Source organism: Acidovorax sp. KPB24-03 (genome assembly GCF_057546605.1).
In genome coordinates, this window is sequence record NZ_BAAJYR010000028.1 from 16,003 (window position 1) to 27,742 (window position 11,740).

General features: G+C 55.7%; 12 protein-coding genes, 1 tRNA gene and 1 pseudogene. 5 read left to right on the forward strand and 9 right to left on the reverse strand.

Features of this window, described 5'->3' with window-relative positions; all coding sequences use genetic code 11:
• Positions 1-294 precede the first annotated feature (294 nt).
• From AC27KI_RS06355 to AC27KI_RS06370, 4 genes are all read left to right on the forward strand, one after another.
• Positions 295-444, forward strand: coding sequence for a hypothetical protein (locus tag AC27KI_RS06355; RefSeq protein ID WP_487113078.1), 150 nt, complete (start codon positions 295-297; stop codon positions 442-444).
• 157 nt (positions 445-601) lie between these two features.
• Complete coding sequence (locus tag AC27KI_RS06360) at positions 602-1,255, forward strand: ATP synthase subunit B family protein (RefSeq protein ID WP_487113080.1); 654 nt, start codon at positions 602-604, stop codon at positions 1,253-1,255.
• Between the two features lie 483 nt (positions 1,256-1,738).
• Positions 1,739-2,002 (forward strand): helix-turn-helix domain-containing protein, encoded by a 264-nt coding sequence (locus AC27KI_RS06365; RefSeq protein ID WP_487113082.1) that lies wholly within the window; start codon positions 1,739-1,741, stop codon positions 2,000-2,002.
• A complete protein-coding gene (locus AC27KI_RS06370) occupies positions 2,003-2,263 on the forward strand; it encodes a hypothetical protein (RefSeq protein WP_487113084.1) in 261 nt (86 codons plus the stop codon).
• Between the two features lie 130 nt (positions 2,264-2,393).
• Here the strand turns inward: AC27KI_RS06370 and AC27KI_RS06375 are convergent, their stop codons facing one another.
• The 9 genes and pseudogenes from AC27KI_RS06375 to cysS form a co-directional block, all read right to left on the reverse strand.
• Positions 2,394-2,672 carry a hypothetical protein gene (locus tag AC27KI_RS06375; RefSeq protein ID WP_487113086.1) on the reverse strand — a complete coding sequence of 93 codons (279 nt, stop codon included), beginning with the start codon at positions 2,670-2,672 and terminating at the stop codon, positions 2,394-2,396.
• A gap of 143 nt (positions 2,673-2,815) precedes the next feature.
• Positions 2,816-3,493 (reverse strand): plasmid recombination protein, encoded by a 678-nt coding sequence (locus AC27KI_RS06380; protein ID WP_487113088.1) that lies wholly within the window; start codon positions 3,491-3,493, stop codon positions 2,816-2,818.
• A gap of 467 nt (positions 3,494-3,960) precedes the next feature.
• Positions 3,961-4,992 (reverse strand): site-specific integrase, encoded by a 1,032-nt coding sequence (locus tag AC27KI_RS06385; protein WP_487113090.1) that lies wholly within the window; start codon positions 4,990-4,992, stop codon positions 3,961-3,963.
• Between the two features lie 223 nt (positions 4,993-5,215).
• A tRNA-Ser gene (locus AC27KI_RS06390) sits at positions 5,216-5,308 on the reverse strand.
• 42 nt (positions 5,309-5,350) lie between these two features.
• Positions 5,351-6,619 carry an aspartate kinase gene (locus AC27KI_RS06395; protein WP_272548049.1) on the reverse strand — a complete coding sequence of 423 codons (1,269 nt, stop codon included), beginning with the start codon at positions 6,617-6,619 and terminating at the stop codon, positions 5,351-5,353.
• Between the two features lie 96 nt (positions 6,620-6,715).
• Positions 6,716-7,665: pseudogene (tilS, locus tag AC27KI_RS06400) on the reverse strand (tRNA lysidine(34) synthetase TilS).
• Between the two features lie 107 nt (positions 7,666-7,772).
• Positions 7,773-8,750, reverse strand: coding sequence for an acetyl-CoA carboxylase carboxyltransferase subunit alpha (locus tag AC27KI_RS06405; protein WP_272563991.1), 978 nt, complete (start codon positions 8,748-8,750; stop codon positions 7,773-7,775).
• 88 nt (positions 8,751-8,838) lie between these two features.
• A complete protein-coding gene (locus AC27KI_RS06410) occupies positions 8,839-9,498 on the reverse strand; it encodes a DNA-3-methyladenine glycosylase family protein (RefSeq protein WP_272563992.1) in 660 nt (219 codons plus the stop codon).
• Between the two features lie 62 nt (positions 9,499-9,560).
• Positions 9,561-10,940 carry a cysteine--tRNA ligase gene (gene cysS / locus AC27KI_RS06415; protein ID WP_487113092.1) on the reverse strand — a complete coding sequence of 460 codons (1,380 nt, stop codon included), beginning with the start codon at positions 10,938-10,940 and terminating at the stop codon, positions 9,561-9,563.
• 213 nt (positions 10,941-11,153) lie between these two features.
• On the opposite strand from cysS, the gene AC27KI_RS06420 reads away from it, so the two are divergent.
• On the forward strand, positions 11,154-11,740 hold a 587-nt coding region (locus tag AC27KI_RS06420), incomplete at its 3' end, for a tetratricopeptide repeat protein (protein WP_487113094.1).

Here is an 11,740-nt window from a genome sequence, read left to right on the forward strand (position 1 = left end):
GGCGGAAACGGAGGGACAATGAATTCCCAACCGAAAACCCAGCAAAATCAAGGACTTAGCAGCGTTTAAAATCTAAATTTTGCTACCAAAACTGCTACCAGTCAAGCAATAAAAAAGCCCCATTCAAGGGGCTTTCTCATTTTGCTCAGGCTAACAGCTTCTCTACCACAAGAAAGGATTTTGAGCTAAAAATATAATAATGGAAAATAAATCAAATGTCAAGTTTTGTGCCTGAAAATTATAAAGAAAAACTCGATTTGTCCATATTATAAGAGCCAAACCAAAAACCAAACCATGGAAACCCGCGCCAGTATTGGGTTTCAAGGCATACCCAAACCAACACCTAAAAGTCGATTTGTCAAGGCCAAACCAACGAAACCCAATATTGGCGCGGCTTGCAAGCCGATGCCAAACCAAACCGGTCTATTAATGATACATCATTGATGACAACTAGGTATTACGAGTAAGCAAAACTATTGTTGTGACGAGAATATGCAGATTCACTCTATCTAAACTTAAGAAAACAAAATGGCGAATTTTTTAAAACTTGACATTTTTTATTTTCTCTGCTATTTTGAAAATACCACGGTTAGGATTCAAAATGGCATCGGAATACATTAACATCGAAGTCGAAGTCTTCAAAAAACTTCACAGCAAAAATATCACAGAGTATGACCGGAAGGTCTACGGCACATTATGTGCCCATGCGACCTTTAAGCACCGAGTATGGGGTGTTTACTCCCGTCAGACTTACTACACGTTAGCCAAGGCGGTAGAAGAGCTTACAAATGACCGCAAGCAGATAGATCATCTACAAAGATCGGTGCGTAGGCTTGAAGTCGCTGGACTAGTTAAGGTGTTATTCCAAAGTAAAGACGTTGAAAAAGCCTCAAAGAAAAAGATTGAGCCAGATCATAAGGAACTCATCATCTCGTTAGACTCTACTGCTACCCTGCAATCTCTTTGCAATGCGATAGAGCAGAATATTGATGACTTCAATATTCATGCCAAACGAATCAAAGAGCTAGAAGATAATATCGGTGTCAAGCTCAACATCGTGAAGAAAATTGCTACAAAGTTCGTAGCAATCAATAATGCTGAGCTTGACGAAGATGAGAAAATCGCAGGTGAATTATTTCCGGGTCAGCTCCAAGTAGTTCCAGACACTGCCTTAATTTCCCTCACAATGGAATCGGCCAGTGCAGGCTTCAAGTATTTTCCAAGGCGAACTTCTGTCCCGCGAGATGTAGCATAAATATACGAAGTCTTGTGGTCACTCATAGTGCCCAAATGGGTGATTTCACTAAATGGCAGTCGTACTGAATCACACTCCAACCCAACGCCAGGACGGAGTTTGATTGTGTGTGAGGTGGTGAAGAACCACCAGAACACAAAAAACCAAAGCATCAACGATACCAAGAACCAAGCGATAGCAATCCCACCGTTTGGATTCTTCACCATTGAGAACAGAGGCGTGGTCACTACGCATGCAGCTGGAAAAAGTACCAAGGACAAGATGAGTCCTGGCCCGGCTGTATCTTGGCCAAACCGTTTGCCTTCAAATTTGAGGTCGATAGACCCATCTTCGTTCGTTACACGTTCATAGGCCTTCTGAACATTGCTTTCCATAGCTTCCTCATAGGTAGGTAATTCAGGTTGAACCTCTCAACCTGATGGCCTCATCCTACTCAAAAAAGGTCAATTCGACCTATTCCAATCTGGCCTATAGCGTGGATGGATGATTCAGTCCATCTACCATGGTCGTTACGTTGCGTTACGGCAACATATGAAGGAGCTTAGGAAGGGAGCTGGCTTGACCCAAGTACAGCTTGCAGAGAGGCTATCTCTGGACCAATCCTATGTGTCCAAGATAGAGAGAGGGGAGCGCTATGTGGATGTGCTGCTGTACATCGATTGGTGCAAAGCATGCGAAATAGAGCCGATGACTGCTATTAAATCACTTGAATGCTTCTTGCCTGAAAATATTCTAACGGGAAAATAAATGTGTAAGCCGTCTCTTGCAAAAAAAGATTCCTTAATTATATCTGCTGGTATTTTTCTTGAAGCTCTGGCACTTTTGTTGGTGCTGGTCTTCAGAAAAAATACCGATTTAATGATGCTCATTGTCGGAGCGACACCATCGGTAATAGGTTTCTTAATGGGTTTTGCTAGTGCTCAACTGGCTTATCGATGGAACTTCATATTGTTTGGTGCGAATGTCGCGGTTTTGATATTGGGCGCCTATCTGATCGGTATGTTTTAATTAATTTTGCTTTGTGAAGAAAAACCAAAGCATAACCCACACCGCTAGTTGGGATATAAAATATAAACATCGCGCTATAATATATTTATTCATCATAATCACCTTTTCTCGGTATTTATCTAAAAATAAATCACTTGTCAAGTTTTATTTTTCTCCCGGATTGATTGGCGCCCGTGTTTTCAATCGTTTGGGTGCATTCGAGTTCGGCAATTTTCTTGGCCTGTGAGGTGATAACTGACTTTTGGAGCCTATTCTCAGCTTGTAACTCTGCTATCGTTTTTAATCCTTTGCCGTAGTGCATTTGCTTTGCAAGTGCCTCGGCAATTTCTTTTTCTGCACGTTCCTTCAAACGGTCCAAGACCGCATATTCCTTCTCTCTATTAGCCTTCGTGACCTTCTTCAAAGCCACATTGTTCTTAACCAGGATTTGAAGTCTAGGGTAAACCCTAGATAAAAAACAGTTCTTTAACCTGGGTCTTGGTATTCAAAAGACCCAGGTCTTTCACGAAATCGGCTACCAGCTCATCAATAATCTTCTTGTAGTCATCGGTCTCAGCCTGTTTCACTCTCTCGGTAAACTCCCGGTTGCTTATTTTTTTCAGCAGTACTGCCTTTTATGGGTCTTTTCAAACCCAAGTGTGCATTAGCTTTGGCGTGAGCTGTCACAAACTTCTTCCAGAAGTTTGGGTTCCAACGGTTAGCGTTCAAAGAGGTTACGGTGCGCTCCTGCGTACCGTACTGGTTTTTGTATTTCAGGGTCTTGGTTTCTTCTGGAGATAGCATCAAATGGATGTGTGGGGTCTTCTCATCGAGATGAAGCACTGCAAACTTTATAGCGTCAGGTCCAAGCTGGCGCCCAACAAAATCCATCTGCACGGCTACCCACTCATCTAGCTTCTTTCTCGTTTCTGGGGTGATTGCACCATTTTGGTGCCAATTATCACCCCAAAACTCAGGACTGGTGGTTATCACCATGTCAATCAGCAAGACACTATCTTCTTTAATTGCTATCTCTCTATCCTTCCAATGGGTCTGCAAGGCTTTTAAAACGCTCTTAGCACTCCGGGTATTGACATTCAGAGGATTTGCTAATACTTTGTTTAAATGCCTTCTAGCAGAGTCTATCCTTTTCTTATCAGCGACAGATAAATACTGTCTCAAATTGTGCTTTGCCATTATGGTTATTTTTGCTTTTTCTTTCACCTTTTGGAATTGTGCGATGCAATGCATTAGATGCCTTTCTTATTGTTATTGTTAGTAGCTCTTCTGTTATATTTAAGCAGAAAACCATGGCAAGTCAAATTATTACCGCACGGTAATATTTTGGGTTGCCATTACTTAAAATGGCAACCCTCCTCATAACTGCGTTACTCGTCTGGGTTCCCACCGAAAAAACTGGCGTTTTTCCTTTTTAAGCAACCCTGCCATTCGCTTTTGAACAGCCTTCAAATCCCCATATTTCTAGTGGCTTTTCTCAAAATAACTGAGGCTTTCCATTCGCCATTATTAATACTTTCCGGCCATAAAAAAAAAGCTCCCGAAGGAGCTTTGTTTTACTGTCCGGCCTAGCGTTACTGCTACTGTTACATCTGCAATTTCACTGGTAGAGCTTCTCAAAAATCCTTCGTTGAGCTTGCGCTACAACCTCAAAAAGTGCATCCACAGTGTAAGGTTTAGTGTAGTAGTTTACGTTAGTGTTATCCAGCTCGTGTCCAAAAAAATTGGCTCCGAGCTTCTAATGCCACGCCAGCTTTTGCATAGTAGTCGTTCGCATATTTACGCAACGAATGAAATACCAGCTTGCGATTTTTAAGCCCCAGTTCTTCTAATCTGCGTGTGAATTTCTTACCTACTGCGTTACCTTTACCACGCCCAGCCAGTTCACTGTATTTGAAAATCGGCCCGGTTTTCGTTGCAATATAGGCCTGAAAACCTGAGTTCAGTAGCTCGGGAATTACAGGAACATCACGTTTACCATTGGCTGTTTTATCATCTCGAATTCTCAAAAACCAGGTTTCAGACTCTGTTTTTTGAATGTCATTTTTACACAAGCTTGTAATAGCACCGATACGCAAACCAGTAACCACAGCAATCAAGCACGCATAGTAATAGTCTGGGTCTTTGATTTTCTGGGGGCCAAAATAGCTCTTTGCATAGACTGCCACGATATCAGCATCATCGAAAATATCGTAGCCTGCTGCCATCTTCTGTGCCTTCGTTATCACTTTGAGACTTACAGGATTCTCACCTTTAAGGTAGCTGTACTCCCTTGCAAAATTGAACACTGCTTTGAGCAGGTTAATTTTCGTTTGGACAGTTTGAAGAGCTAAACCTTCGATTTTCAGCTTCTCAGCGAACCGAGTTACATCGACCTTCAAAATCTGGTCAATCGTCTTCCTTTTACCCACAAAGGTGGCAAACTGCAAGGCCGTGTTCTGCACCGCAGACACTGACCCCGTAGCTAGTTGCTTCATTTGCAAATAGCGATTCAATAGCTCTGTGACTGTAAGGCCGTTAGGCGAATGAACAGGGACCTGTTCAAAGGGTACAGCCGCAGGCTGAATATTCTGCGCAGCACTGGTAACACCTTTCAAAGCTGCAATAGCTTCCAAGGCCCTTTGGTGGTCTTCCAAGGTGTCAGCCTTCACTCTCACCCCATTCACTTCAACTTCATAGCGCCTAAGGGCACTGCTATCAAAATTAAAATCCGATAGGGTGGGCTTGCTCATCTGGATCACTCGTAAAAATTCAAGTGCTCGCAGTCTAGCAATGACCGGATCGGAGGTGTGAAGTGAACGTTTGACCTGTTTGCCGCACACGCGTGTGTGTAGGTAGTAGGTCTGGCCACGAAGATAGACAGGCAGTGTGAGCACTTGGGTTGCTACCAAAAGTGCTACCGGTCCAAAGAAGAAAACCTAGCTAAATCGTTGATCTAGCTAGGTTTTTTCATTGTGGCGGAAACGGAGGGATTCGAACCCTCGATGAGGCTCTACACCCCATACTCCCTTAGCAGGGGAGCACCTTCGGCCACTCGGTCACGTTTCCAATCCGGCTATTATGCCTCAGATTGAAGGCGTTTTTGCCTCGTCAAGCAGGCGACTGGTCCAGTTCGAACGCCTTGTGCAGCGTGCGCACTGCCAGTTCCACGTACTTCTCGTCGATCACGACGGAGGTCTTGATTTCGGAGGTCGAGATCATCTGGATGTTGATGCCCTCTTCGCTCAGCACGCGGAACATCTTGGCGGCCACGCCCACGTGGCTGCGCATGCCGATGCCGACGATGCTGACCTTGCAGATCTTGGCGTCGCCCACCACTTCCTGCGCGCCCAATGCGGGAACGACCTTTTCCTTGAGCAAGTCAATCGTGCGCGCGTAGTCGGAGCGGTTCACGGTGAAGCTGAAGTCCGTTTTGCCGTCCTTGCTCAGGTTCTGGATGATCACGTCGACATCGATGTTCGCATCGGCCACGGCGCCCAGGATCTGGTAGGCGATGCCGGGCTTGTCGGGCACGCCGAGCACGGAGATCTTGGCCTCGTCGCGGTTGAATGCGATGCCGGATACAACGGCTTGTTCCATTTTTTCGTCTTCCTCAAAAGTGATCAGCGTGCCGGAGCGGGCTTCTTCGTTGATGTCGATGTCCCAGGGCGTGAAGCTGGACAGCACGCGCAGGGGCACCTTGTATTTGCCGGCGAATTCGACCGAGCGGATCTGGAGCACCTTGCTGCCCAGGCTGGCCATCTCCAGCATTTCCTCGAAGCTCACGGTGGCCAGGCGGCGCGCCTCCTGCACCACGCGCGGATCGGTCGTGTACACGCCGTCCACATCGGTGTAGATCAGGCATTCGGCCGCCTTCATGGCGGCGGCCACCGCCACGGCAGAGGTATCGGAGCCGCCCCGGCCGAGCGTGGTGATGTGGCCGTGCTCGTCGATGCCCTGGAAGCCCGTCACGATCACGACCTTGCCGGCGGACAGGTCGGCACGCACGCGCTGGTCGTCGATGGATTCGATGCGGGCCTTGGTGTAGGCGCTGTTGGTGCGGATCGGCACCTGCCAGCCGGCGTAGCTCACCGACTCCATGCCTTCGGACTGCAGCGCGATCGCCAGCAGCGCGGAAGACGCCTGTTCTCCGGTGGAGGCCAGCATGTCGAGTTCACGGTGGTAGGCGGACGTGGCGCGCGAAGGGGCCAGGTCCTTGGCCAGCCCGAGCAGGCGGTTGGTTTCGCCACTCATGGCGCTGGGCACCACCACCATCTGGTGGCCGGCCCGCGCCCATTTGGCCACGCGCTTGGCGACGTTGCGGATGCGCTCCGTGGAGCCCATCGACGTGCCGCCGTATTTATGAACGATCAGTGCCATTGGATATCTGGAATGACGAAACGCAAGACGGCGCAGGGAAAGGAGAAAAATTGTTCTGGCGCGCGCCGTTTTTCGTGCAGGGATGGGGACCAAAACCTAGGAATTGTACCAACCGAGCACCTGGGCTTCGCGCACGGCGAAGCCGCGGCCGACCTTGATGCGGATGCGATGCCCCCGCGTGGTGCATGCGGCGATCTGGTCCAGCAGTTCGGCCAGTTGGGCCGCGGCCGGCGTGGTGCCGTGCACGCTGCGCAACCAGTGGCGCAGCACGTTGGCCTGCCGAGCCCGGCTCAGCGACTGCAAGGCCGCCAGCCGCGGCGGCACGCCCACGGCGGCCAGATCGGCCTCGGCCAGTTCCTGCAGCAGTTCGCTGGCCTGCGCGGCATGCTCGGCGCTGCGGGCGAAGGTGTCGCGGAACTGGGGAAAAGCGGCATCGAGCGCTGGCAGCAGCCGGTGGCGGATCCGGTTGCGCGTGTAGTGCTCGTCGCCATTGGTGGGGTCTTCCACCCACGCCTGGCCCCGCGCCACCAGCCAGGCGCGCACGTCGGCGCCAGCCACCCGCAGCAGGGGCCGATGCCAGTCGAGGCCATCGCGCTGCCAGTGCGCAGGCATGGACGCCAGACCCGGCACGCCAGCGCCCCGCGACAGCGCCAGCAGCAGGGTTTCGACCTGGTCGTCGGCGTGCTGGGCCAATGCTATTGTTTTTATAGCGGTATGCCCTAGTGTTACTTGCGCCAGACCCGCAAAAGCCTCGTACCGCATCCGGCGGGCGGTGTCTTCCGGGCTTTGGCCCGGCGCGGGACGTGCGTTCACGCGCGCCACCTGGAGCGGCACGCCCTGGCGCTGGCACAGGTCCGCGCAGTGGCGCTCGAAGCCATCGGCCGCCGCCTGCAGCCCATGGTGCACATGGAACGCATGCACCTGGCCGGGCCACCGCCCTGCGCAGGCCAGCAGCAGCGCGGTGGAGTCGCCCCGCCGCTCAGCCCCACGGCCAGCGGCAGGGCCGGTGCGAAGGCCGCCATGGCGGCGTCGAAGGATTGCGTCATGCCAAAGGGACGTTTCAAAGGGCTGTGATGGCGGCGACTTCCATGCAAAACGGCCCCGAAGGGCCGCTGGGTTCATGGCATGGGGCGTGGTGCCGGAGCCCTGTGCTTCAGCGCGTCTCGGCCTTGGTGTCGGTGAATCGGCCGTAGCTTTGCAGGCGCTCGTAGCGGCGGTCCAGCAGTTCCTTGGGCTTGAGATCGGCCAGTTGGCGGAAGGCATCGCCCAGGGCGCGCTTGAGGAAGGCGGCCATCTGCTTGTGGTCGCGGTGGGCGCCGCCCACGGGCTCGCTCACGATCTTGTCCACGAGGCCCAGGGCCTTGAGGCGGTGGGCCGTGATGCCCATGGCATCGGCCGCGTCCTGCGCCTTGTCGCTGGTCTTCCAGAGGATGGAGGCACAGCCTTCGGGGCTGATCACCGAGTAGATGGAGTACTGCAGCATCACCACCTGGTCAGCCACGCTGATGGCCAGCGCGCCGCCGGAGCCGCCCTCGCCGATCACGGTGGTGATGATGGGCACTTCCAGTTGCGCCATCTCGAAGATATTGCGGCCGATGGCCTCGGACTGGCCGCGTTCTTCGGCATCGATGCCGGGATAGGCGCCAGGCGTGTCCACGAAGGTGAACACCGGCAGCTTGAACTTCTCGGCCGTCTTCATGAGGCGCAGGGCCTTGCGGTAGCCCTCGGGGCGGCTCATGCCGAAGTTGCGCGCGGCGCGCTCCTTGGTGTCGCGGCCCTTCTGGTGGCCCAGCACCATGCAGGCATGCCCGTTGAAGCGGGCCAGGCCCCCCACGATGGACAGGTCATCGGCGAAGTGGCGGTCGCCGTGCAGCTCGACGAAGTCGGTGAAGATGTCGCGCACGTAGTCGAGCGTGTAGGGACGCTCGGGATGGCGGGCGATCTTGGTGATCTGCCAGGGCGACAGATCGCTGTAGATGTCTTTGGTGAGCTGGTGGCTCTTCTTGCTGAGCTGGTCGATCTCTTCCGAAATATCGACGGCGCTTTCGGTCTGCACGTAGCGCAGTTCTTCGATTTTTCCTTCGAGCTCGGCAATCGGCTGCTCGAAATCCAGAAAGGTTTTTTTCGCCAACGTAATTCTCCTTGGGCTCCTCGCCCTGTTCAGGCCAGCACCACGGGCACGGACGCAGCATCGGTTGCCGCGCCCTCCCGCGAGGGCGTCAATAGTCCACCGGCAACGGGGCGAGCGACCGCCAAATATACCAACTCGCCACGCTGCACCAGGGCTTCCAGGCCTCTGCCACTTCGCGGGCATCGCTGCGGCTCACGGGATCACCCGAAAAATAGTGCTGGCTGATGCCCTGGATCAGGGTGGCATCGTCCAGCGGCATGACGTTGGGGCGGGCCAGGTGGAAGATGAGGAACATGTCCGCCGTCCAGCGGCCGATGCCGCGGATGGCGATCAGCTCCTCCGTGATGGCCTCGTCGTCCATCGCATCCCAGTCCTTGACGTGCAGCTTGCCGGTATCGAAGTGCAGCGCCAGATCGACCAGATAGTCCACCTTGCGCGCGGACAGGCCTGCGCCGCGCATGTCGTCCACCTTGAGCTTGAGCACGCTGGCCGGCGTCATGGTGCGCGGCAGGGCCGCGAAACGGTCCCATACCTTCTGCGCTGACGCCACCGACACCTGCTGGCCGACGATGCTGCGCGCCAGCGTGGTGAACGCATCGCCGCGCTGGCGCAGGGCCACATCGCCCAGTTGCGGGATGAGCCGCTTCATCACGCGGTCTTTCTTGACGAGGTGCTTGCAAGCCTCGGCCCAATACGCGGGCGCGATCAGTTGCGGCCCGTCATGGGCTGTCTTTTTCGTCGCAGCCACCGCTTATCCCGCCCGCACCAGAAATTTCACCGGCGCCAAAGGCCGCTTCATCCAGGAACCGCTCACTGCGCAGCCTCCCAGGTCGTGCCGGCGGCGGAGTCCTTGAGGACGATGCCCTGCTCCAGCAGCGCCTTGCGGATGCGGTCGGCCTCGGCGAAGTCCTTCGCGGCCTTGGCGGCGGCGCGCGCGGCGATCTGCGCCTGGATGGCGGCTTCGTCCAGCGTGGCGCCGGCCTTCAGGAAGGCTTGCGGATCGCCCTGCAGCAGGCCCAGGCAACTGGCCAGCGCCTTCAGCAGTCCGGCGGTCTGCGGCGAATGCGTGCGGTTGACCTCGCCGGCCAGATCGAACAGCACGGCCACGGCCTCGGGGGTGCCGAAGTCTTCGTCCATGGCGGCCTTGAACCGGGCCGCGTAGGGATCGGTCCAGTCGATCGAGGGCGTGGGCGCCGGCGCGACCAGGCTCAATGCCGTATAGAGGCGCTTGAGTGCGGCGCGTGCGTCGTCCAGGTGGGCGTCGCTGTAGTTGAGGGCGCTGCGGTAATGGGCGCGCACGATGAAAAAGCGCACGGTCTCGGCGTCGTACCTGGCCAGCACGTCGCGGATGGTGAAGAAGTTGCCGAGCGACTTGCTCATCTTCTCGTTGTCCACGCGCACGAAGCCGTTGTGCACCCAGAAGCGCGCCAGCGGCTTGCCGGTGGCGCCTTCGCTCTGCGCGATCTCGTTTTCGTGGTGCGGAAACTGCAGGTCGGCGCCGCCGCCATGGATGTCGAAGCTCTCGCCCAGCGTGGCGCAGCTCATGGCCGAGCACTCGATGTGCCAGCCGGGCCGGCCGGCACCGAAGGGGCTGTCCCACTTGGCTTCGGGCGGCTCCTCGGGCTTGGCGGACTTCCACAGCACGAAGTCCAGCGGATCGTCCTTGCCGTCGGCCACGGCCACGCGCTCGCCCGCGCGCAGCTCGTCGAGCGACTTGCCGGACAGCTTGCCGTAGCCCGCGAACTTGCGCACCGCATAGTTCACGTCGCCGCCGCTGGCACGGTAGGCCAGGCCCTTGTCTTCCAGAGCGCCGATCAGCGCGAGCATCTGCGGCACGTATTCGGTGGCGCGCGGCTCGATGGAGGGCGGCTCGATGCCCAAAGCGCCAATGTCCTGGTGCATGGCGGCGATCATCTCGTCGGTCAGCTCGCGGATGGTGATGCCGCGCTCCACCGCGCGCCGGATGATCTTGTCATCGATGTCGGTGATGTTGCGCACATAGGTCACGCGCAGGCCGCTGCTCTTGAGCCAGCGCTGCACCACGTCGAACGCCATCATCATGCGGGCGTGGCCGATGTGACACAGGTCATAAATGGTCATGCCGCAGACATACATGCGCACATGTCCGGGCTCCAGCGGAGAAAAAGGCTCCAGCGCACGCGACAGCGTGTTGTAGATACGCAAACTCATGGAAATTCAGTCAAGGGGTGGATGGTGCAGCCGGCGCCCTGGCAGGGGCTGCGCAAAGAGGCGGGAGCCTCCCGGAAGGGCCGTGCGCGGCGGTGCGCACATGCAAAATCAGGAGCGGCAACAGCGTACCGGCATGACAAACCCCTCAGCTACAATCCGCCGCAGTATAAGCCCCCGTTACGGCTTGACACCTCCAACCATTCCCGTCCGCCCATGAAGCATCCACAACGCACCCTTGCCCATCTCCTGCGCCTGATTGCCCTGTCGGCCTTGTTGGGTGCCCCGCTGGCCCACGCGGACGACTATGCCGAGATCACCCAGTTGCTCAAGGCAGGCAAGCCGGCGGATGCCCTGGCCAAGGCCGACCAGCGGCTCACCGCCAACCCCCGCGACCCGCAATTGCGCTTCCTGCGCGGCGTGGCCCAGGCGGATTCGGGCAAGCAGACCGAAGCGGTGGCCACCTTCACGAAGCTCACGGAAGACTATCCCGAGCTGCCCGAGCCCTACAACAACCTGGCCGTGCTGTACGCCAACCAGAACCAGCTCGACAAGGCGCGCACCGCGCTCGAGATGGCCATCCGCACCAACCCCAGCTATGCCACCGCGCATGAAAACCTGGGCGACATCTACGCCAAGCTGGCCAGCCAGGCCTACAACAAGGCGCTGCAGCTCGATGCCACGCACGCCAGCTCGGTCAAGCCCAAGCTGGCACTGATCCGCGACCTGTTCTCGACCGAGGCCAAGGCCTCCACCGCCAAGGCGCCCGCGGCTGCGCCCGTGGCCGCGGCGGCTCCCCCGCC